General features: G+C 62.7%; 19 protein-coding genes. 5 read left to right on the top strand and 14 right to left on the bottom strand.

Features of this window, described 5'->3' with window-relative positions:
* Positions 1–2: 2 nt before the first annotated feature.
* The 3 genes from B5T_RS03395 to epmB form a co-directional block, all read right to left on the bottom strand.
* On the bottom strand, positions 3–2,081 hold the full coding sequence (locus B5T_RS03395; RefSeq protein ID WP_014993058.1) for an EAL domain-containing protein: 2,079 nt from the start codon (positions 2,079–2,081) through the stop codon (positions 3–5).
* Between the two features lie 93 nt (positions 2,082–2,174).
* Positions 2,175–3,113, bottom strand: coding sequence for a hypothetical protein (locus B5T_RS03390; protein WP_014993057.1), 939 nt, complete (start codon positions 3,111–3,113; stop codon positions 2,175–2,177).
* A 145-nt stretch (positions 3,114–3,258) separates the two neighbouring features.
* Positions 3,259–4,266, bottom strand: coding sequence for an EF-P beta-lysylation protein EpmB (gene epmB / locus B5T_RS03385; RefSeq protein WP_041717277.1), 1,008 nt, complete (start codon positions 4,264–4,266; stop codon positions 3,259–3,261).
* A gap of 52 nt (positions 4,267–4,318) precedes the next feature.
* Between epmB and efp the strand changes: the two genes are divergently transcribed.
* Both efp and epmA read left to right on the top strand, forming a co-directional pair.
* Complete coding sequence (efp, locus tag B5T_RS03380) at positions 4,319–4,888, top strand: elongation factor P (protein WP_014993055.1); 570 nt, start codon at positions 4,319–4,321, stop codon at positions 4,886–4,888.
* Positions 4,889–4,964: 76 nt separating this feature from the next.
* Complete coding sequence (gene epmA, locus B5T_RS03375; protein WP_237740376.1) at positions 4,965–5,861, top strand: EF-P lysine aminoacylase EpmA; 897 nt, start codon at positions 4,965–4,967, stop codon at positions 5,859–5,861.
* Here epmA and B5T_RS03370 read toward each other — a convergent pair.
* The 5 genes from B5T_RS03370 to B5T_RS03350 form a co-directional block, all read right to left on the bottom strand.
* Positions 5,793–6,755, bottom strand: a complete 963-nt coding sequence (locus B5T_RS03370) for an alpha/beta fold hydrolase (RefSeq protein ID WP_014993053.1) — start codon at positions 6,753–6,755, stop codon at positions 5,793–5,795. The two genes, epmA and B5T_RS03370, sit on opposite strands and share 69 nt — an antisense overlap.
* Positions 6,756–6,885: 130 nt before the next feature.
* On the bottom strand, positions 6,886–7,314 hold the full coding sequence (locus B5T_RS22180) for a MarR family winged helix-turn-helix transcriptional regulator (protein ID WP_014993052.1): 429 nt from the start codon (positions 7,312–7,314) through the stop codon (positions 6,886–6,888).
* 270 nt (positions 7,315–7,584) lie between these two features.
* Positions 7,585–9,969, bottom strand: a complete 2,385-nt coding sequence (locus tag B5T_RS03360; RefSeq protein ID WP_014993051.1) for a penicillin acylase family protein — start codon at positions 9,967–9,969, stop codon at positions 7,585–7,587.
* 102 nt (positions 9,970–10,071) lie between these two features.
* On the bottom strand, positions 10,072–10,839 hold the full coding sequence (locus B5T_RS03355) for a helix-turn-helix transcriptional regulator (protein WP_014993050.1): 768 nt from the start codon (positions 10,837–10,839) through the stop codon (positions 10,072–10,074).
* A gap of 96 nt (positions 10,840–10,935) precedes the next feature.
* Positions 10,936–11,472: a DUF2058 domain-containing protein gene (locus tag B5T_RS03350; RefSeq protein ID WP_014993049.1), complete on the bottom strand. Its 537-nt coding sequence runs from the start codon at positions 11,470–11,472 to the stop codon at positions 10,936–10,938.
* Between the two features lie 155 nt (positions 11,473–11,627).
* On the opposite strand from B5T_RS03350, the gene B5T_RS03345 reads away from it, so the two are divergent.
* Complete coding sequence (locus tag B5T_RS03345) at positions 11,628–12,368, top strand: TIGR04219 family outer membrane beta-barrel protein (protein WP_014993048.1); 741 nt, start codon at positions 11,628–11,630, stop codon at positions 12,366–12,368.
* A 149-nt stretch (positions 12,369–12,517) separates the two neighbouring features.
* Here B5T_RS03345 and B5T_RS03340 read toward each other — a convergent pair whose 3' ends face one another.
* The 6 genes from B5T_RS03340 to B5T_RS03315 form a co-directional block, all read right to left on the bottom strand.
* Positions 12,518–13,441 (bottom strand): acyltransferase, encoded by a 924-nt coding sequence (locus B5T_RS03340; protein ID WP_014993047.1) that lies wholly within the window; start codon positions 13,439–13,441, stop codon positions 12,518–12,520.
* Between the two features lie 353 nt (positions 13,442–13,794).
* Entirely contained in the window at positions 13,795–16,032 is a 2,238-nt protein-coding gene (gene parC / locus B5T_RS03335) for a DNA topoisomerase IV subunit A (protein ID WP_014993046.1), read from the bottom strand.
* A gap of 219 nt (positions 16,033–16,251) precedes the next feature.
* Positions 16,252–18,138 carry a DNA topoisomerase IV subunit B gene (parE, locus tag B5T_RS03330; protein ID WP_014993045.1) on the bottom strand — a complete coding sequence of 629 codons (1,887 nt, stop codon included), beginning with the start codon at positions 18,136–18,138 and terminating at the stop codon, positions 16,252–16,254.
* A gap of 61 nt (positions 18,139–18,199) precedes the next feature.
* Positions 18,200–18,790: a YqiA/YcfP family alpha/beta fold hydrolase gene (locus tag B5T_RS03325; RefSeq protein ID WP_014993044.1), complete on the bottom strand. Its 591-nt coding sequence runs from the start codon at positions 18,788–18,790 to the stop codon at positions 18,200–18,202.
* 141 nt (positions 18,791–18,931) lie between these two features.
* A complete protein-coding gene (locus B5T_RS03320) occupies positions 18,932–19,288 on the bottom strand; it encodes a DUF1428 domain-containing protein (protein ID WP_014993043.1) in 357 nt (118 codons plus the stop codon).
* A gap of 90 nt (positions 19,289–19,378) precedes the next feature.
* Positions 19,379–19,942, bottom strand: coding sequence for a response regulator transcription factor (locus B5T_RS03315; RefSeq protein WP_014993042.1), 564 nt, complete (start codon positions 19,940–19,942; stop codon positions 19,379–19,381).
* 164 nt (positions 19,943–20,106) lie between these two features.
* Here B5T_RS03315 and B5T_RS03310 point away from each other — a divergent pair, with 164 nt between their 5' ends.
* Together B5T_RS03310 and B5T_RS03305 are read left to right on the top strand one after the other, a co-directional pair.
* Positions 20,107–21,291: an acetyl-CoA acetyltransferase gene (locus B5T_RS03310; protein ID WP_014993041.1), complete on the top strand. Its 1,185-nt coding sequence runs from the start codon at positions 20,107–20,109 to the stop codon at positions 21,289–21,291.
* Positions 21,292–21,297: 6 nt separating this feature from the next.
* Positions 21,298–22,830 carry a class I adenylate-forming enzyme family protein gene (locus B5T_RS03305; protein ID WP_014993040.1) on the top strand — a complete coding sequence of 511 codons (1,533 nt, stop codon included), beginning with the start codon at positions 21,298–21,300 and terminating at the stop codon, positions 22,828–22,830.
* Positions 22,831–22,878 lie beyond the last annotated feature (48 nt).

The raw sequence follows: 22,878 nt of genomic DNA, 5'->3' as shown, positions 1-22,878 counted from the left end.
ACCTACTCCCCCTCGGCTTCCATCACCAGCAACTCCTCGGTGGGCGCCTGCAGGTAATAACCTTGCAGGTAATCCACCCCGCCCAGGGTCCACAGTGCCTGCATCTGCGCGGCGGATTCGACGAAACCGACCACGGTGCGGCAGCCCTTTTCCCCGGCCCGCTTGACCAGTTCAGCGAAGCGGTCGCGGCTTTCCGGTTTGCCCAGTTCCTGGGTGAAGGACCCCTCGAACTTGACCATGCTGGCGGGCAGATGTTCGAGCAGTTTGAACGGGTCCAGACTGCCGCCGAAACGGCTGATCGACAGACCACAGCCCAGTTTGCGAAGGTCCCGGCCGAACGCCGCCGCCTGCTTCAGATGATTGACCGCGTCCCCTTCGGTAAGCTGGAAGGTAACCTGGGCCGGGCGCAACCGTGCCGCGCGCAAGGCCTTGGCCAGCCAGTCCACCAGACCGGCCTCGCCCACCGAAAAGCCACTGAGGTTGATCAACAGCCCCGGCACCCGCGATTGCGCGGCGGCGGCGCGCATGGCGTTCAGTATGATCCAGCGATCCACCCGTCCGGCCATGCCCATTTCCGCCGCCACCGGCATGAACTCAGCGGCGGCCAACGGCTCACCCTGACGTTGCGGCATCTGCACGAACACCTCGAACAGTTGCTCGCGATCATCGTCAAGGTTCATCAGAGGTTGATAGCGCAGTTGGAAACCGTTGTGTTCCAACGCTTCGCGCAGACTCAGCACGATCGCTTCCTGTGACCCGGAAGCGACGTCGTCCATGGGATCGTGCACCTTCACCGCATTGCCCGTGCCGCCGTTCTCGCGCTGGGCCTGGTGACAGCATTTCAACGCCAGCGTCAGGATCGAATGGCTGCTATGGGCGTCCTCACGGGCGAAGGCCAGCCCGACACTGGCACTGATATGAACGGTACGGGAAGCCACTTCCGGCATCAGCCCGGCGATGCCGGCACACAAGGACTCCGCCATGGCGCGGGCCTCGTCGATGTCGTTGACCGGCCGCAGCACGGCGAAATCCTCACCGTCCATGCGCGCCAGCTTGGCGTCGGCGCAGTGCCGGCGCAGCCAGTCCGCCACCGCCCGCAGCACCTGGTCCGCATCCTCCATGCCCAAAGCGGACTGGTGCTGCTCGAAATCATCCACGCGCAAATACAACACCGCCGCCAGTTGGCCCTGGCGTACCGCGTCACCGACCGCCTGATCCAACTGCTCCATGAACCAGGAACGGCTGTACAGGCCGGTGACCTGATCGGTCTGCACGATCTCGTCCAGCCGCGCCTGGATCGCGCTTTCATCCACTTCACTGACGCGAATGACGATCTGGGTGCAGGTCTCGCCGTCATAGGTACTGGGGGAGAACACAAAAGTCGCGTCGAACTCTTCGCCGTCGGTGCGCAGCCCTCGGCATTGCAGTTCGTCGGTCTGGCTGGCGTCGGCGGCGCGGCCACGCAGCAGCTGCTTCAGGCGGGCGTGGTCACTGGCGGAGATCAGGTCCATGATCGGCACGCCGGCCAGGTCGTCGGCGCCCTGATAGCCGAAAATCGAGACATAGTTGTCGTTGGCGTGGATGTGCATGCCGTCGAGGACGTAGGCGATGGCGTCCCGGCTCTGGTCCATCAGCAGTGCCAGCCGCTTCTCCGCCTCATGGCGAATGATCTCCGAGTGCTGCAGTTCCCGGCGCAGACGCAGGAACTCGATCATCCGATCCACCATCAGCATCAGCAATTCGCGGTCGTCCACCGGCACCACCGCCCTGGCGCCCGCCGCCATGGCGGTGCGCACCCGGTCCGCGGAGTAGTCATCGCACAGCAGCACCACCGGCAGGGCCCGCCCGAGGCGGTTGATGTGTTCCAGCGCCCGCTCGAAGCTGCCGTCACCAAAACGGGGCCGGCACAGCATCAGTTCCCAGGTACCGCCCTTGAGGGCCCGGACCAGATCGTCGTCGTTCAGGGCCAGGTGAGCCCGGGTGGCGCGCCCGGCATTGCGCAGGGCATTCATCAGTTGTTCCGCGTCGTCCTGGGAATCGTGCGCGATCAGCAGGCGAAGGGTATCGAGAGCGTAACTCATCGGCGCAGGTACTCATCCATTATTCGTAGACAAGCTATTGTGCCTGACCCTTTCGGGTTCTCCAAAACGATACTTCGATCGTATGGAAAGGGATCAGCCGCAATCCTGCGTCGATGCCCTGGACACGGGCTCCGGCTCCCAGGCCCAACGCAAATGATCATGCAAGCGCCGCGTCTCCCCCTCGCCCCGCCGGGTCAGGGCCGCGGCCAGTGGCCGGGGGTCGAAGTAACGTGTGTTGAAGCCGCCGCCGGAATCGGCGCGGGAAGGCGGCCGGTCGGAGTCCAGGTCCACCCGGAACAGAGCCTGCCCTTCCAGCGGCTCCAGAGTCAGCCAGCGCGCCCATTGCGCGGCGGCCCGGTACAGCGCCAGCACCGCCGACCGTGACAAGGACCCCGGTTGAGCGCTGGCCAGCAACACCAGGCGGCCGTAGGTCACCGCCACCGAGGTTTCCCGTCCCGGCCAGTCCACGTCGTCCACCGCCACAGCCGCCAGCCCCTGATGCTCGGCTACCGCGTAGAGGCGGTGCAAGCGCCGCCACAATCCCGGCTCGGGAGGGCGATGCAGCAGCAGATACAGCAACAGAGCGTGCCCCAGTTGCTCCAGGGTTCGCTGCAATGCCACGGCCGCCGCCTGCCGCGACGGCAGTCCCCGGCCCACCAGAGCCGAACGCGCCACGCCCTGATACCCCAGCGCCAGGCGATCATGCAGGCGCACGCCCAGGTACAGCGTGTCCAGATCGGCGCCCCGTGGCGACAACGGCAGGTTGAGCAGGTAGCTGTCCAGGGCCTGGCGGCATTGCCGGACCCGCGGCCGGCACAGTTCCAGCAGAGTCATCCGCAACGGGGCCTCGGCCCGCAGGCGGCAGAGATCGGAAAGCACCACGGCCAAGCGCTCCGCGCTTTCCAGGGGTTCCTCCATGGGCAACGTTGCCAGCCAGGCGGCCAGACGGCGGGGGCGGTGATTGGCGAACGGCAAGCGATCCAGGTCCGGCGCGCGTTCCTCGGCCGGTATGGTCCAGATGACCTCATCCATGACGGTGCTTCCCCAATAATTCGGGGCCCTTGATTCGGAGGTTCCTTAGAATCCGGGGGCCGATTCAATGATTATTTGTGACACAAGTCACAGAATTTAATTGAATAAAGAGAAAATGTAAAATCAATCACGCTCCGCATTCCCTTCACCCCGCCAATACGGTTTTCGCGTCCTCCCCGGGCTCTTCACGCGCCAGCCGCGGCACCAGGAAGCCCGGCAGGCGCCCGCGCATTTCCCGCACCAGCGCCAGAGCCCGCTGGTCATCCACGGCGAAGTGAGCCGCGCCAGCCACCGCGTCCAGTTGATGCAGGTAATAGGGCAGCACACGGGCCTCGTGCAGCGCCTCGGACAAGGCCACCAGGGCATCGCTGTTGTCGTTCACGCCGGCCAGCAACACCGCCTGGTTCAGCAGGGTGACCCCCGCCGCGCCAAGACCGGCACAGGCCACCGCCAGCTGTGGCGAAATCTCCCGGGCGTGATTGGCATGAAACACCATGGTGGTGCGCCAGCGCGGCCGGGCCAGCAACTCGATCAGTTCCTGATCCAGCCGGGCCGGCAGCACCACCGGCGTGCGCGTATGCACACGCAGCCGGCGCAGATGCGGCAAGGCCGCCAGTTCATCCAGCAACTGCCGCAACCGGCCGTTACTCAGGGTCAGCGGGTCCCCGCCACTGAGAATCACCTCCTGAATGTCCTCGCGTCGCGCCAGCCAGTCCAGTGCCGCCCGCCAGCGTCCGCCGCTGAGATGGGTCTGATAGGGAAAATGGCGGCGAAAACAATAGCGGCAATGCACCGCGCAGGCGCCGGTCACCACCAGCAAGGCACGCCCGTGGTACTTGTGCAGCACCCCCGGCACCGGCGTATGTACACTCTCATCCAGCGGATCCGGCCCGTAACCGGGCACCTCCCGGCGTTCATCCCGGTGCGCGAGCACCTGCCGCAGCAGCGGGTCCGCGGGGTTGCCCTTTTCGATCCGGTCCAGATAGGCCCGTGGCACCCGCAGGGGAAAATCACTGTCCGGGTCGGCCCCGTCGGCCAGTTCGGCACGGTCCAGTTCCAGCAGCTCGCAGAGTTGGTCCAGGTCGGTAACCAGGTCCGCCTGCTGCCGACGCCACTCTGGCACCTGCCAACCGTCGGCCTCCTGCGTTATCATGGCCAACCTTTGTAACGCCATCGAAAGATTCCTGAATCAACGGAAAGGGTTTATGGCCAACTATTCTACCAGTGAATTCAAGTCCGGCTTGAAAGTGATGCTTGATGGGGACCCCTGTTCCATCATCGAGAACGAGTTCGTCAAGCCCGGCAAGGGCCAGGCATTCAACCGGGTCAAACTGCGCAACCTGAAATCCGGCAAGGTCTGGGAAAGGACCTTCAAGTCCGGGGACAGCCTGGAAGGCGCCGACGTCATGGACGTGGAGATGCAGTATCTCTACAGCGATGGCGAATTCTGGCACTTCATGGATCCGCAGAACTTCGAACAGAAAGCCGCCGATGCCGCCGCCGTGGGCGACGCCAAGCAGTGGCTGAAGGAAGAAGACCTGTGCGAAATCACCCTGTACAACGGTGAGCCGCTGTCGGTGTCCGCGCCCAACTTCGTCGAACTGGAAATCGTGGAAACCGATCCCGGCCTGAAAGGCGACACCGCCGGTACCGGCGGCAAGCCCGCCACCCTCACCACCGGCGCGGTGGTCCGGGTACCGCTGTTCGTACAGGTGGGCGAGGTGGTCAAGGTGGACACCCGGACCGGCGAATACGTCGGCCGGATCAAAGGCTGAGCCCCGCCTGGCCGTGTCCTGACGCCGGATAACCATGCCGCCCCGGATCTGGCAACCCGCCGCCTCCCCGGAGGCCATGAAAGCGCGTGCCGCCCTGCTTCAAGCGGTGCGCGCTTTTTTTGATGCCCATGGCGTGCTGGAGGTGGAAACCCCGGCACTGGCCGCTCATGGCGTCACTGACCCGCACATCCACTGCATCGAAGTGCCCGGCTACGGCTGGCTGCAAAGCTCGCCGGAGTACCACATGAAGCGGCTGCTGGCCGCCGGCAGCGGCCCGATCTATCAGCTGTCCCGGGTGTTCCGCCACGGTGAGTCCGGCCCGCGCCACAATCCGGAATTCACCATGCTGGAGTGGTATCGGCCCGGTTTCTCCCTGGAACAACTGATCGACGAATGTCTGGCGCTGTTGGGTCAGTGGCTCCGGCGGCCCAATGTGATCCGCCCCTTCCGGCGCCTGTTCGCCGAGGTCACCGGGCTGGATCCGCTGACCTGCCCGCCAGCGGCGCTGGTGGCCGCCGCCGTCGAGGCCGGCGCGCCGCCAGGTCTGGATCACCGTCAGTCGGTGGACTTCCTGATGGCGACACGAGTGGAAACCGCGCTGGATCCGACCACGCTCACCGTGGTCACCGACTTCCCCGCTTGGGCGGCGGCGCTGGCTCAGGTGCGGGAAGATGAGGACGGTGTGCCGGTGGCACGGCGCTTCGAGATTTACCACGGCGGCCTGGAACTGGCCAACGGCTATCAGGAATTGACCGACGCCGGCGAGCAGGCCCGGCGCTTCGCCGCCGACAACCAAGAGCGTGCCGGGCACGGTGACCGCGCCATGGCACCGGACCCGCATCTTCTGGCCGCCTTGCAAGCTGGCCTGCCGCCCTGCAGTGGCGTGGCCATGGGGGTCGAACGGCTATTGATGGCCATCCACGGATATCGCGACATCCGCCAGGTGCTCACCTTCCCCACCCAACGGGCGTGACGCCCCGGCGCGCTGCGCGGTGGCGGCAATCAGCTCCCCGACACGCGGCAACACGGCGGGGGGCAGGTCATGGCCCATCCCTTCCAGAATCGCCAGACGGGCGCCGGGAATCGCCTTGGCCGAGGCCTTGCCGCCGGCGGGACGGATCAATGGATCACTGCCACCGTGAATGATCTGCGCCGGGCAGCGGACCCGGCGCAAATACCGATTGAGGCTGCCGGTGGCGAGAATGGCCATGAATTGATTACGGATACCGCGCGGATTCAAGCCGCGTTCCCAGCTCTGCCGGAACGCCCGCTCCAGATCCTCCTGATCCTGCGGCAGGGTGCCGCCGATCCTGCTCATCATGTCACGGCCAAACGCCAGATACTGATCCAGTGTTTCCACCTGCACCTTGGGCGCCACCAGGGTTTTCAGCGCCGCCGGTTTCGGTGGCGGCAGGAACGGGCTGTTGTTGCTGGACATGATCGAGGTAAGACTGAGCACCCGGCTGACCTGGGTTGCCGCGGTCAGTTGCGCGATCATGCCGCCCATGGAAGCGCCCACCAAATGCGCCTTGGCAATTCCGAGTGCGTCCAGCAGGCCCACGGTATCCGCCACCATATCCACCAGGGTGTACGGCGCCGCCACCGGCATCCCCAGCATGTAGCGCGCCATCGCGCCCACCGGTCCCTGCCGGATCGGCGCACGAATGGCGGTGGACATGCCCGCGTCCCGGTTATCAAAAGCGATCACCCGGTAACCGCGGCGCGCCAGATCATCCAGCAGCGCCTCCGGCCAGAACACCCACTGGGCGGATAATCCCATGATGAACAGGATCGGCTCGCCGTCCTCGGGCCCGCGGGCATCGTAGTACAGCTCCATACCATTGCTTTTGATGATTCCGGATGACACCTGGACGCTCCTCACCTGTGGCTGTCCGCCCGCTCCTGACGGGCGCCGACGCGATAACGGATTAAAGGTTAAGCAAGGCCGGGAAGGTCAACAAGACGTCCCCCACGGTTTGGCCCCGCCGGCATGACATTCAGCCTTCGTCATCCTGCAGACAACGGCGCAGTAACCGCGTCAGGGAGGCCTGATCGGAAGCGGATAACGGCTCACAGAGATGGTGCAACGCACGCCGCTCAATGCGGGCGCAGAGGGAGGCGGTGCTCAAGCCCTTGGCGGTCAGCGAGACCCTGGCGGCACGGCGATCCAGATCATTGACCTGGCGTTCCACCAATCCCGCGTCCACCAAAGCGGTTACCAACCTGGTCAATTGCCCCTTGTCCCTGCCGGAGCAAACCGCCACATCGCGCATCCCCATCGCCCCGCGCCGCTGCAGCAGCAACAGCACCTGCACCGCCGGCGGTGGCAAGCGGATTCCCTCGCGACGCAACCCGTCGCGCAACTCCCGGCGCAAGCGGATCAATACGCCGTCCAGAGCCTGGGACAGCTCATTCAATACGTCCAAGCCGAGTTCCTCTTGCCGCGATTCCCGATCGGATCATTCACCCAATCCGAATTATTGACCAAGTCTATCAAAGCCCCCACCAGGAAGCGCGGGACGCGGACGGCGCGACCGTTTTTTTACTTCATCTCATTCAGAGGGAAACACGATTGCCCACCATCAGGGACGCTGATCGGCGTTACGCCTTTGCGGGAACGCCCACGTACAGCCCCGTGCCCTCGATGGCGGGAGGCAGCGAGGCGCGGACGGTCGATCCGTCCGCGCCGCCGCGTTTTACTGGCTCAGTTCGGTGATGGAGATACTCTGTTGCCTGATCTGTTCCTCGGTGAACGGGAACTCGAGCCACTTCTTCTCTGAATAATCCTCGGTGGCCTCGCTGTAATACGGGCTGGCCGGATCCGTGGTCACCGCATGGGTGAGCATGGTGTAGGCCCGCACCGGCTCGCCTTCCGGGAAATCCACCACATGCATATAGGTGTTGCGCAGCACCGTGAAGTAGCCTTCATAACCCTCACCGCCATACTGCGGGATGTCGGTGCCGGCCTTGGCGTACTTCTGCCAGTCCGCGACGGTGGCGCCCAGAGGCACGCCAGAATCCACCACTTCCTGTACGGCTTCGGAGAAAGCGGCATCCACCGCCGCGACCACATCGGCGTTACCGGTATTCAGACCATTGGGCGTGTGCACCGGATCTTCCGGGTTGAACGGGGTGGCATAAAGATCGTCCTGGTTGCGGATCTTGAGCCAGAACGCGCTCCAGATGTGAACACCAGCGGCATCCAGGTTGCCGGTGTTGTCCCAGACGGTCAGCACGTCACAGGCGGTCTCCTCGTTACCGCTGGCGGTCCCGCACACCGTGGACAAAACGTCATCCTTGAGCAACTCCGCGCTCAGGTTGCGGCTGTTCAGCACCATCTCCCGAACCGTCTCACTGCTGGCGCCGGCCGTGCCGAGGCCATCGGTGCCCACCTTGCGGTCTTCCACCATCATGTGCCCCATACGGGTACGCAGACTTTGCTCATAGTCTTCCTGACCCATGATGCCGGCGTAACCGGTCAGCGGCTGGTCCGGATTACTCAGCCAGTAGCTGTCGTTCATGTTGGCGATGTAATCCGTGGTCAGCAGTACCGGCAGGTTGGCCGGACCAAAAGTCCCCGGCGCGACGGAATCCGAGTCGGTTTTCCAGTCACACTCGGAACGGCTGCCGTCCAATAATGGCAGACCGGGTACCGCCTGCAGGATGACCGGTCCCAGGGTCGGCACCAGACAGCCCGCCAACATGCTGTCCGGTACGTTGGGCACCGCGGTGATATCGGAATACAGCGCACGCTCATCGTCGCGGCCAATGGCGGAGGTATTCACCCAGGGAATGCCCACGTACTGCTTGATGCTGGCCACAAACTCGTCCAGCGAACCGGCATGGCCGAAGGCGAAGAAGTTCTTGAAGGAACGGGTGTTTTCCAGGTTCACGTCGCGCAATGTGAACGCCTGATTGGTGTCCCAGGCCAGCGCTGGATGCAGGGATGACAGATTGATCATCGGCCCATATTCGGAACGATAAAGCGTGCGGGACACCGGCGCCAGAGAACCGTCCTCCTGCAGCACCTGAACGGTGATGGTTTCCTCTTGCAGGGGCTGTTCCGCGCCATCCTTGATGTAGGTGGTCGGGTCGCCGTCCTTCAAAGCGAGGCGATAAAGCGTGAACCGCCGCGCGGTGGAAACCGTATGCGACCAGGACACATTGTTGTTGAAACCCAACAGCACCATGGGCGCGCCGATGATGGAAACCCCGGCCACATCGAGCTTGCCCGGCAAGGTCATGTGCATCTGATAAAAGCGATCCACGCCTTCCAGATACCAATGGGGGTTACCGAAGTTGAGCGAGCGGCCATTCTGGGTGGCTTCGCCACCAAAGGCATAGGTGTTACTGCCAATGCCGAACTGGCGCCCAAGCTGGAACCGCTCCGGATCCAGATTGATCCCGCCGTCGCTTTCAAGGGAAGGGTTACGCAGACGCTGCGGCGCCGCCGAAGGTGGCATGGCGGCGGTGATCTCCTCGACCCAGTTGGCGGAACTGGCCGCCAGATTCAACGCCACCAGACGACGAAATACGGCTTTTTCATCGATTTCGCCAAGCCATTCCGCGTCACGGCAATCGGCATGGCGACCGGTATGCTGGCCGGCTTGGATTTCATTCAGGTAGCGGTTGTAGCCGACGGCGAAGCCATCGGACAGGTCACGCATCTCCCGCGGCTGCTCCGCCATGAAGTCCTCGACCGCCTGGTCATTGACAACAAACCGGAAGAAGAAATCCGCTTCCAGGTTCGACGGGGAACCGAAAGTCCCCATCACCGCCGCCGGTTCGTCCGGACCGAAATACCGTGACCGTTCTCCGCGGAAGGTCACATAAGCGTCCGCCAGCACACAAAGATTGTCCTCGGCAATGGCATAGCCGTGGCCATAACCGAGACCACGATAGTCGTCCGCGGTGATGTGGGGGATACCCTGAGTGGTCCGTTCGATGGTGGCGTTGTAGGAAACCGAGGATCGGTTGGAGGAGGAACTCCCGCCACAGGCGCTCAGAGCGACCGCGGCGGATAGTACGCAAGCGGCGGATAAACCGCCCCTATAGCGAAGGGAAAAGTCAGGAAAAGGCATTACAGCACTCCCGTTCTTGTTATTAAAACAGCGTTATTGAAACCGTGTTATTGAAACAAGGAAGTCTAGGGGCGTACTGACGGGTAGGCTTGAACGCAGCGGCTATTTCATGTGCAGGTGCATGCTTCTTGCCAGAAACGATGGCGTCAATCCAAAAAACGCCTTCAAGGTACGGGCAAGGTGAGCGGAATCGGAGAAACCCACATCATGGGCCACGCTGATCAGAGTATCGCCGCGGGCAATGCATTCCACCGCCCGGCGCATGCGGGCCCACAATAAATAGCTTTTTATGGAAATCCCGAGGGACTCGGAAAACAGGTGGGTCAGGCGGTCCTGGGACAGCCCCACTTCTTCCCCCAGCTCCGCTACCGTGCTGGTCAGCGGTAATTCCTTTTTGATCTTCTGGGCAATGTGCATGACGCGCATGTCAATGGGCATACGGATCGGTTGGTATCCGACGATGGCGCGTGGCAACTGCGTGGTGAGCCGGAAAAACGCCGAGTCCTCGAAAGCCTCGCTGGTACAGCGACGAACCCAGTCCGACGGCAAGGCAGCGTCATCCAGAGTCACCGCCTTGACCCCCTCCTCCCCGAGAAAAGCCGAAAGCGCATGATACTCATAACTTTGTGGGTCGAAATTGAGCGACAACAAAGGAACCGAGCCGGCATCCAGCGATCGGGTCACCTGTTTGCCCACCAAAGCCGCGTGGTAGGGCTGCACCGCACCGTCGGATTCACACAGCGTGAAGGGCGTGTCATTCAATGACAGCAGCAAGGTGACGGTGTGACGCTGGGTATACCCGGACGCAATCCCTTCGGTCAGGTATAAAAAGCGGTCGTCCCAGACATAAAGCACATTGGGAAATCCCATCTCGGTTTCTCGTTGTTATTGTCCATTTTTTGTAAGCAGCGTAATAAACCGCGTTCCGGGCGGCCTTGCCCTGGCCGCCTCATCGATACCGGAGATCTACCACATCAGATCGTCGGGCACCTCGTAGCCGGCATAGGGATCGTCTTCATCCTGCTTCTTCGCGGATGGGGTGTTGCACACCAGGACGACGCCTTCATCCCGCTCGCGGATCTTGTCCACCACCTCGGCGGGCACCAGCTCATAACCTTCCCCCAGCGCCACCAGGGCCAGCCGTCCATTGGCCAGTTGAGCTTGCTGGGCAGCGGTAACATAGATGGTTTTCACCTTGCGCTCCTGCACAAAGCGGAATCCCACCTCGCCCTGTTCCCGGGGCAGGCGATGGGCTTCGATCAGTTGCCGCACCTGGGCCTGCTTCTCCTTTTCCTCACGCTCGGCCTGCCGCTGGACCTCCAATTGGCGGTCCCGCTCGGCCTGCTCCTGGCGCTGACGGCGGGCACGCTCCGCGGCGTCTTCGTCACCCCCTTCACGGCGGGCTCGGTTGACGTCCTCACGTTTTTGCTGCTTGGCTCGGCGGGCGGCTTTCTTGTCCGCCAGCCCGGCTTTCATTAACTGCTGTTGCAGGGAATTGGCCATGGTTCTGTTCCCGGTCTGTCCGAACCCACAAGGATAGCCGTGAAGGGCCCCCGGGGCCATCGGCGTGGCCGCTTTTCCGGGGTTGGTCTGCGGCGAAGGCGATGCAATACTGCGCCTCAACCGCAGCCCTCAAATGCAACAAGGATACCCTGATTATGAAACGATTGATGCTTGGCGCCCTGGTACTGGGCGCGCCCCCCCTGGCTCAGGCCGCCCCGCTGGTGGATGCGTATTTCGGGGCCTACACCTGGGACGCGGAAATCAGCGGCGACATCGCCTCCGGTGGAGGCAACATTGACGTGGAACACGACCTGGGGCTGGACGACAGCCGCGAGAACGTGCTGTTCGTGGGCGTGGAGCACGCCATTCCTCTGATTCCCAATGCGCGCATCCGGCATATGGAGTTCTCCGAAGGCGGCAGTCATACCCTGGGCCGTGGCATTTCCTTCAACGGCCAGGACTTTCTGGCTGGTGAGGAAGTCAGCGGCGACCTGGATCTGGAGCTGCTCGACGGCACCCTTTACTGGAGCCCGCTGAATAACGTGGTGAAGCTGGATCTCGGGGTGACGGTGCGCCGCATGGAAGCTGACTTCAAAGTGAGCGGCCTCGGTCGCAGCGCTTCAGAGAGCGCCAACAAGACCTTCCCCATGGGCTACCTGGCGGCCCGCGTCAATCTACCACTCACCGGTTTGTATGTGGGCGGGGAAGTCAACGCGATCACCTACGATGGCAGCGACATGCGCGACTATACCGCCCGGGTCGGCTGGCAGTCCGACTTCCTGCTCGGTGTGGAAGCCGGCTACAGCCGGTTGGAAGTGGAACTGGATGACATCAGCGGCGTGGATACCGACCTGGAGATCGGCGGGCCTTATCTGGCGGCGACACTGCGGTTCTAATATCGCCTGGCGGCCATGAATTCAGAAGTTGCCACGAAGCCTCTGTAGGAGCCAGCCCTGCAAGCGAATTGGGTTTCAGACCAAAAGATTCGCCAGCAGGGCTGGCTCCTACAGCGGCTTCGTAGTCCGGTCTCTGTGGGAAGCTCTGCCTAGGAGGCCTTGCGGGTCGCGGGACTCACACTGCTCGGGTTGCGATCCGCCAGCTCATCAATCAAGGCGTCTTTTTCCCGCCACAAATCGTTGACCCACCGTTGAATCACGGTACGGAATTTGGGGTCGTTCTCGTAGTCCCCCTGCCACAACGCCGGATCCAGCTCACGCATGCGCAGGTCCACGATGACCCGTTCCACCCGGCCGCTGATCAGATCCCAGAAGCCCGGCGGTGTGTCATGCGGGTAGACGATGGTCACATCCAGCAGGGCGTCCAGGCTGTCACCCAGCGCCGCCAGCACAAAGGCGACGCCGCCGGCCTTGGGTTTGAGCAGATGCTTGAAGGGGGAGTTTTGCCGGGCCTGCTTCTCCGGGGTACGCCGAGTCCCCTCCAGGTAATTCACCACCGTCACCGGCATATCCTTGAATTTTTCGCAGGCGGCTTTGGTGATTTCCAGGTCCTTACCGAGTAATTCCGGGTGCTTCTTCAGATAGCTCTTGGTGTAGCGTTTCATGAACGGGTAATCCAGCGCCCAGAACGCCAGCCCCAGAAACGGCACCCAGATCAGCTCTTTCTTGAGAAAAAATTTGAAGTAGGGCACTTGCCCATTGAGCACTTGCACCAGCGCCGGAATGTCCACCCAGGATTGATGGTTGCTGACCACCAGATAGGAGGTGTTTCGGCGCAGCCCCTCTGCGCCGCGCACTTCCCAGCAGGTCGGCGTCATCAAAGAGAAAATCGCCTTGCAGATCCCCGCCCAGGTCTCGGCGATCCACATGACGCCGCGGGAACAGCGGTTACGCAGGGTCTTGCCCGGCAAAACCAGTTTGAGCAGGGCGACCACCATCATCGGCCCGATCAGGATCAGCGTATTCAGCAGTAACAACAGGGCGGTGGTAACACCGGTCAACATGGCACGCATGACGCGGCTACTCCTTTTGGTCTAAGAGCCTGTTTACGATCTATTCGCCACCGCGTTGCTGCTGGAAAAGCCGCCAGAGGGCGTTGCGGACTGCAGGCTCTGGTGGGTCCAAAGTCAAAGGCCACAACGTCGTCTGGCGGCTTTTCCAGCGCAACCCGAAGGGCCGGGCCCCTTTTGCCGCCAGGCCGCGATTACGTTTGTTTATGTAGATTGACTACACCGCACAATCGGAATCACGGCCTGACGACACTTTCTACCAAGTGAGAAGGGAGCTCCGGCGCGGCGGTGAATAGATCGTAAACAGGCTCTAACCCGGATCATAACCAAAAGCGGCGATTCGGGCGCCCCCTGGCTCAGTCGCGGGGCTCCACATCCATGGTGTCCACATTCTGGAAACCGCGCGGCAACTTGGCGCCACGGCGCCCCCGCTCTCCCATGTAGTGCTCCAGGTCCGCGGGTTTGAGTTTCAAATGACGCTTGCCGGAACGCACCACCAGGGCATCCTCGGGGCCAAGCACCTGGATGTCCTGCACGAATTCCACCCGGTCCGCCACTCGCGCCGACGGAATGGAGACCATCTTGTTACCCTTGCCACGGGCCATTTCCGGCAGATCCGCCGCCGGGAACACCAGCAGCCGGCCTTCGTTGGACACCACCGCGATCAGCGCCTGATCGATCGCCGGCATCGGCTTCGGCGCCATTACCTTGGCGCCTTTGGGCACGGTCAGCACGGTCTTGCCGGCTTTCTTGTTGGCAAGCAGATCAGCGTAACGGACCACGAAACCGTAGCCGGCGTCGGTGCTCATCAGGAAGGCGTCTTTTTCCTTGCCCATGATCGCCGCCACGAACCGGGCTCCGGAAGGCGGATTCACCCGCCCGGACAACGGCTCGCCCTGGCTGCGGGCGCTGGGCAGGGTGTGGGCCGGCAGTGAGTAGCTGCGGCCGGTGGAATCGAGGAAGCACACCGGCTGGTTGGATTTGCCCTTGGCGGCGGTCAGGAAGCCATCACCGGATTTATAGCTGAGCCCCTCCGCGTCCACATCGTGGCCCTTGGCGGCACGCACCCAGCCTTTCTCGGACAACACCACGGTGACCGGGTCCGAGCCCAGCAGATCCGCTTCGTCCATGGCCCGGGCCTCGCCACGCTCCACCAGCGGGGAACGGCGGTCATCGCCGTAAGTGACGATGTCTTCTTCCAGCTCCTTGGCCACCAGTTTCTTCATCTTGGCCATGGAACCGAGGGTCGCCTCCAGGTTGTCGCGCTCCTGGGACAGGTCGTCACGCTCACCCTTGATCTTGAATTCTTCCAGCTTCGCCAAATGACGCAGCTTCAATTCCAGGATCGCTTCCGCCTGCTTGTCGGAGAGCCCGAAGCGCTCCATCAGCACCGGCTTGGGCGCGTCCTCGCGACGAATGATCTCGATCACTTCATCGATATTGAGGAAGGCGATCAACAAACCTTCCAGGATGTGCAGTCGATCGAGCACCTTGTCGAGTCGATGCTGCAGCCGGCGGCGCACGGTGACCATACGGAATTGCAGCCACTCGTTGAGGATCACGTCCAGGCTCTTCACCTGCGGCCGCCCGTCGATACCGATCATGTTCAGATTGACCCGGTAGTTCTTTTCCAGATCGGTGGTGGCGAACAGGTGCGCCATCAACTGCTCCACGTCCACCCGGTTGGAGCGCGGCGTGATCACCAGGCGGGTGGGGTTCTCATGGTCGGATTCATCGCGCAGGTCACTGACCATGGGCAGCTTTTTCTTCTGCATCTGATCGGCGATCTGCTCCAGCACCTTGGCGCCGGAGACCTGATAAGGCAGCGCGGTGACCACGATGTCCCCCTCTTCCCGGTCGTAAACCGCGCGCTGCTTGAGCGTTCCCCGACCTTCCGAGTACATGCGGATGATGTCGTTGCGGGAAGTGATGATTTCCCCTTCGGTGGGGAAGTCCGGTCCCTGGATGTACTCCATCAGATCATCCAGGGAGGCACCGGGGTCCTTGAGCAGATGGATACAGGCCTGAGCCACTTCGCGCAGGTTATGCGGCGGGATATCCGTGCTCATGCCCACGGCGATACCGGTGGTGCCGTTCAGCAGCACATTGGGCAGACGCGCCGGCAGCAGTTTCGGTTCGTCCATGGTGCCGTCGAAGTTCGGCGCCCATTCCACCGTGCCCTGGCCCAGTTCCGCCAGCAGCGTCTCGGCATAGGGCGCCAGCTTCGACTCGGTGTAACGCATGGCGGCGAACGATTTGGGGTCGTCCTGGCTGCCCCAGTTGCCCTGCCCGTCCACCAGCGGGTAGCGATAACTGAACGGCTGCGCCATCAGCACCATGGCCTCGTAGCAGGCACTGTCGCCATGGGGGTGGTACTTACCCAGCACGTCGCCCACGGTACGGGCGGACTTTTTGTACTTGGCGGTGTTCTTCAGGCCCAGCTCGCTCATCGCATAGACGATGCGACGCTGCACCGGTTTCAGGCCATCGCCGAGGTGCGGCAGGGCCCGGTCCAGAATCACGTACATGGAATAATCCAGGTACGCTTTCTCGGTGTAGTCCCGGAGGGAAAAATTCTCGAAATCGTCGGCCATAATGATTCGCTTCGCTCATTGGCTCGCACGCTAACACGCAACACGCAACACGCAACACGCTTTGGCATATCGCGATCTGTAATCCTTGCGGCTAGATGCCCACCTCTGTTTACAATCCTCAATAATCCAGAAAACGCCAAACCAACCCGCTTCATCGCCAACCTGAAAAGAATGTTTCTTTCGCGTGCAAGCGTGAAGCGTGTTTGCGTGTATGCGCGTCTATATTTCCGCCAGGTTGCCCTTCTCTTCCAGCCAGCTCTTGCGGTCGGACGCGCGCTTCTTGCTGAGCAGCATGTCCATGAGCTGATGGGTGTCGTCGCCGCTGGTCATGGTCAATCGCACCAGGCGGCGGGTATCCCGGGCCATAGTGGTTTCCCGCAGCTGCATCGGATTCATCTCGCCGAGGCCCTTGAAGCGGGTGACGCTGACCTTGCCGCGTTTCTTCTCGGCCTTGATGCGATCCAGCACGCCTTCCCGCTCTTCTTTATCCAGGGCGTAATAGACGTCCTTGCCGATGTCGATGCGATACAGCGGCGGCATCGCCACGAAAACGTGCCCGTCGCGCACCAGCGCCGGGAAATGACGCAAGAACAGCGCGCACAGCAGGGTGGCGATGTGCAAGCCGTCGGAATCGGCATCGGCAAGGATGCAGACCTTGCCGTAACGCAGACCGGACAGGTCGTCGGCGCCCGGCTCGATGCCCAGGGCCACGGCGATATCGTGAATTTCCTGACTGCCCAGCACTTCCGTCGGATCCACTTCCCAGGTGTTCAGGATCTTGCCGCGCAGCGGCATGATCGCCTGGTAAACCCGGTCCCGGGCCTGCTTGGCGGAACCGCCGGCGGAATCCCCCTCCACCAGGAAAATCTCGGTTTGGGCCGGGTCATCGCTGGTGCAGTCGGCCAGCTTGCCGGGCAACGCCGGACCACTGGTGACTTTCTTGCGGGTGACCTTACGCGCCGCGCGCAGGCGTTTCTGGGCGTTGCTGATACACAGCTCCGCCAGCTGTTCCGCCTCGGTGGTGTGCTGATTGAGCCACAGCGAGAACGCATCCTTGACCACCCCGGATACGAAACTGGCGGTTTGCCGGGAACTGAGCCGTTCCTTGGTCTGGCCGGCGAACTGCGGGTCCTGCATTTTCACGCTGAGCACGTAGCAGGCCCGATCCCAGATGTCTTCCGGGGTCAGCTTCACGCCACGCGGCAATAAATTACGGAATTCACAGAATTCGCGCAGCGCGTCCAGCAGGCCGGAACGCAGCCCGTTCACATGGGTACCGCCCTGGGGGGTAGGAATCAGGTTCACATAAGACTCGGTGATCAGCTCGCCGCCTTCCGGCAGCCACAGCACCGCCCAGTCCACCGCTTCGGTATCGCCTTTCATGGCGCCATCGAAGGGCTCCGCCGGTACCCGCTCCCAGCCCCGGGTACTCTCCAGCAGATACTCCACCAGGCCATCACTGAACTGCCAGTTCTCGGTCTCGCCGGTGGCCTGGTTTTCCAGTGTCACCGCCAGCCCCGGGCACAACACCGCCTTGGCACGCAGCAGGTGACGCAGACGCGCCACCGAGATCCTGGGCGAATCGAAATAGCTCTCATCCGGCCAGAACCGCAGCAGAGTGCCGGTATTGCGTTTGCCGACGGTATCGACCACTTCCAGCTCACTGGTCTTTTCGCCGCCGGCAAAGCTGATGTGGTGCAACTGGCCGTCCCGTTTGACCAGGACTTCCAGTTTGCGTGACAGGGCGTTCACCACCGAAACCCCGACGCCGTGCAAACCGCCGGAGAACTGGTAGTTATTGTTGGAGAACTTACCGCCGGCGTGCAGGGTGGAGAGGATCACTTCGACGCCGGGCTTCTTCTGCACCGGGTGCAGATCCACCGGCATGCCGCGGCCATCGTCTTCCACTTCCACGCCGCCGTCCTTGAGCAGGGTGACGCGGATACTGCTCGCATGCCCGGCCAGGGCTTCGTCGACGGAGTTGTCCACCACTTCCTGGATCAGGTGGTTGGGGCGGGTGGTGTCGGTGTACATGCCGGGACGCTTGCGCACCGGCTCCAGGCCCGAAAGGACCTCGATATTCTCTGAGGTATAGGTGTTGGTCATAGATCCCTGAAAACAGTCAACGGCCCGGCATTCGGACAGACTCGCCGGGCGGTACCGGACGTCACAGGCCGGACGTCAGGCGAATTCCACAAAAGCGCAACACTAACGGAATAAAGGCATCGAAGTCATCGAACCCGTGGCTGCCGCCCAACCCGCAGTAGCGATGGCAGTCGGCATAGTATTCCCAGCCGTCGGTCCAATCCAGGGACTCATCCCCGGTTTGTGTCAGCAGCAGCATGCGCTCGGGCTTGCTGACCTCCGGTACCTCGTAACGCTTGAGTTCATCAAGCCAAGCCGGATCAAAGTCATAGGCCTGGCCGGTGTGATAGTTATGATTGATACCTGTGTATTTGTCCAGTAGTGCCCAGGGGCGAACCACCGGATTCACCAGCACCGCGGGCAAATCGTGGTGCTCCGCCAGCCAGGTGGCGTAGAACCCCCCCAGGGACGACCCCAGCAGGGCCACCGGACCGGCACCGGCGATTTCCGCCTCCAGCGCGGCCATGGCCCGTTTGGGCTGGGGCTCCAGAGCCGGGATATGCAGGCGGTGCCCGGCGCCGGCGGCCTCGAATACCTGCCGCAACAGCCCTGCTTTGTGGGACCGCGGCGAGCTGTTGAAACCGTGGATGTAGATCAACGAGGTTTCGGTCATGGTCTTCAGCCATTCATGATGTTTTACATCGGGCCGGCACGAACACCATCCGCCGAGCCGAACCAGGCCCAAGGCTCCCGAGTTTGCCGGTCAGCGTCAAGCACCATGGGGGCAACCGAGGTTAAGGGCCTGTTCATGATCTTAAAGGCTCAACACCGGCCGGAATCCGCCCCACATCATCCGCTTGCCATCGAAGGGCATGGTGGCCGGATCCATGCCGGCGATGCGCGGATCCTGCATCACCTGCTCATTGATGCGATCCCGCTCCTCCCGCGAGGCGTAGGTGATCCAGGAGAACACCACCACTTCTCCGGGCTCCAGCTTGACGCTCATGGGAAAGGAGGTGACTTCACCGTCCGGCACATCATCGGCCACGCATTCCACGTAATCGATGGCGCCGTATTCCTTCCACACTTCTCCGGCCTTGCGGGACATCTCCAGATAAGCGTCCAGGTCCTCTTTCGGTAAAGGCAGTAAGAAACCGTCCACGTAGTTCATCGTTATCTCCTTGATTTAAGAGCCTGTTTAAGGTCTCTAAGGGCTTTCCTGATCTGGTCGAACCGGCCGGCGCCGGATCGACATCCACGGTTATCTCAGAACGATGATTTTCGATACCAGTTCAGCGGTGTTCTTCGCTTCCAGCTTCTTCATCAGACGACCACGGTGGACTTCCACCGTGCGATGGGAAATACCCAGCTTGCGCCCGATCTCCTTACAGGTGAGACCGTTGACGATATAGGCGGAAATCTGCCGTTCCCTGGGGGTGAGTTTCACCGTCGCCTGGATCGGGTTATCGATGCGTTCGAAGTGCCACACCATCAGCTCGAAGGGCGACTCCGGCGTCAACGTGTAGCCGTTGGCGCGGGCCCAAAACACCTCGCCGGAACGGTGCTGCATGAAGCGTTCATCGGAATAGGAGCGGTTGCGCTGCAACCAGCTCAGGCAGCGATCGCCGATGGCCTGGAAATCCGCCATGGAGGGGTACAGACGCAGGATCAGCTGGCCCAGCAATTGCTCCCGGGAATAACCGAACAAAGCGTTGAACGCTTCATTGAAATCCAGCATGGCCCGCTGCCGGGTAATCACCTGGGGCGCCGGCGAAACACGGAAAGCCAGACGTTCCAGATCCTCGCTGGTGACGGAATCGTGCATCGCGACACCTCTCGCAGTCAGGTCCCCGGAAGGCACTCTTAGTCACGTACGTAGTTGCACGAATAGCGGTACGGGACGGGAATGGACCACATTGTAAATAGAACCGACGGTCTGGCAAGTGCCGGTACCGCGACCCCCGCGAACAAAAACAACAGAGGTGCCTCATGACTCAGCAGGACCACTCCGTCGCCATTGTCGCCAGCGGTCATACCCGCTTCGGTCGCCTCAACGACACCACCCTGGAAGACCTGATCGTCGAAGCCAGCCGCGAGGCGCTCGACGACGCCCAGGTGGACGCCAGCGACATCGATCAGATTTTTCTCGGCCATTTCAACTCCGGCATGGTCCCGGATGGCTTCCCCGCCTCGCTGGTATTGCAGGCGGATCCCGGACTGCGCTTCACTCCCGCCAGCCGCTGCGAAAACGCCTGCGCCTCCGGCGCCGCGGCGGTGTTCGCTGGTATCAACGCGATCCGTTCCGGCGCCGCCGACCTGGTACTGGTGGTGGGCGCGGAGAAGATGACCGCCAACAGCACCGCCGATGTCACCCGCGCCCTGGCTGGCGCCGGCTATCAGAACGACCCGCGCGAAGCCGGGCTCAGTTTTCCGCAGGTATTCGGCGTCGCCGCCCGCGCCTACCAGGAGCGTTACGGCGACCCGCTGGCGGCCATGGCCCGCATCGCCGAGAAGAACCACGGCAACGCCATGGACAACCCGCTGGCGCAAATGCACCGGCCTCTCAGTTTTGACGAGTGCAACACTGTCTCGGAACAGAACCCGATGATCGCCGACCCGCTTCGGCTCACCGACTGCTCGCTGATCACCGACGGCGCCGCCGCCATCGTGCTCGCCTCGGCGGAGCGGGCCCGGGACTTCCCTCGCCAGGTGGCGATTCGCTCGGCGGTGCAGGTGAACGATCTGCTGCCAATGAACAGCCGCAACTTCCTCGCCTTCGAAGGCCCGCGACGGGCTTTGTCCCAGGCTTACCAGCAAGCCGGGGTGACCCTGGAGGATCTGCATTTCGCCGAGGTCCATGACTGCTTCACCATCGCTGAACTGTTGATCTACGAAGCCATGGGCCTCGCCCCCGCTGGCCAGGGTGCCCGCGCGTTGGAGGAAGGCACCGTATTCGCCGACGGCCGTCTGCCGGTCAACCTGTCCGGGGGGCTCAAGGCCAAGGGACATCCGGTGGGCGCCACCGGCGTCTCCATGCACGCCCTGGCGTTCCGGCAACTCACCGGCCAGGCCGTCGGACGGGCCCGTCCCGGTGCCGAAACCGGCCTGATTTTCAACATGGGCGGTGCCGCCGTGGCCAATTACGCCTCGGTGCTGCAGGCGAAGAGGGCCTGATCACCGATGAATATCGCAAACTGGCTGCACGATCAGGCCCGCTGCCACCCGCAACGCCCGGCACTGTTTCACGGTGCCGAACAGGTGGCGGATTACCGCACCTTCGCCGACCGCGCCGCCGCTGTCGGCGGCCTGCTGCGGGAGCGCCATGGCGTGGTCCCCGGCGACCGGGTGGCGCTGTTCATGAAGAACGGCGTGGACTACCTGCCGCTGATGTACGGCATCTGGTGGAGCGGCGCCGTGGCGGTCCCCGTGAACGCCAAACTGCACGCCGCGGAAGCGGCCTGGATCGCCGGCAACGCGGAAAGCAAGCTGGTGATCACCGACGACGGCCACACTTTCCAGGATCGGCCCCTGGAGAGCGGCGTCGAACTGGCCGCCGGCGATCTGGTTGCCAGCGGCACGCCAACGGCCCGCACGCAACCTCCGCATCCGCGCCGTTCCGATGATCTGGCTTGGCTGTTCTATACCTCCGGCACCACCGGCCGCTCCAAAGGCGTCATGCTCTCCCACGGCAACCTGGTCGCCATGGCACTGTGCTACCCGGTGGATGTGGAGCCGGTAACCGGCGACGACGCCCTGCTCTACGCCGCGCCCATGTCCCACGGCGCGGGCCTGTATAACTTCATCTTCGTTCGCGCCGGCGCCCGCCATATCCTGCCGGTCTCGCGGGGCTTCGATGCCGCCGAGGTGCTGGACCTGGCCCGGCGGCTCGACCGGGTATCACTGTTCGCGGCGCCGACCATGGTCAAACGGATGGTGGCGGAAGCGCGCCGCCAGGGCGAGCACGGAGAAGGCCTGAAAAGCGTGGTCTACGGCGGCGCGCCGATGTACACCGCGGACATTCGCGACGCCCTTTCCGTGCTCGGCCCGCGTTTCATCCAGATCTACGGCCAGGGCGAAAGCCCGATGACCATCACCGCCCTGGACCGGCGGCACATCGCCGACCACGACGCCCCCGACTGGGAACGCCACCTGGCCTCCGTGGGACGCGCGCAATCCTGCGTCGACGTGCAGGTGGTGGATGCGCAAATGTGCCCTCTTCCCCCAGGGGAGCCCGGTGAAGTGGTGGTGCGCGGCCTCACCGTGATGGCGGGCTACTGGCGTAATGAAGACGCCAGCCGCGACACCCTGGTGGACGGCTGGCTGCGCACCGGGGACATCGGCTTCCTCGATGAGCAGGGCTTTCTGACCCTCACCGACCGCTCCAAGGACGTGATTATTTCCGGCGGCACCAACATTTATCCACGCGAGGTGGAAGAGGTACTGGCGCAGCACCCGGCCATCAGCGAGGTCTCGGTGATCGGTGAACAGGATCCGGAATGGGGTGAAATCGTGGTCGCCTTCGTGGTGGCCGACGACGTCCAGGCCGAAGACCTGAATCAATGGTTCAGCCAACGCATGGCCTCGTTCAAAAAGCCAAAGAAATATTACTTTTGCGACGACCTGCCGAAAAACAGCTACGGCAAAATTTTGAAGACCGAGCTGCGCAAACGAGTGGAGAGCCGAGTGGAGAGCGGCGCCACCGCTTCTCTCTGAAGAAACAGAAAAACAATCCCAATGACACTGACCAAGACAATAACAGGA

The sequence above is a fragment of the Alloalcanivorax dieselolei B5 genome (assembly GCF_000300005.1).
Taxonomy (GTDB): domain Bacteria; phylum Pseudomonadota; class Gammaproteobacteria; order Pseudomonadales; family Alcanivoracaceae; genus Alloalcanivorax; species Alloalcanivorax dieselolei.
This window is presented reverse-complemented; position numbering and strand designations above follow the sequence as displayed.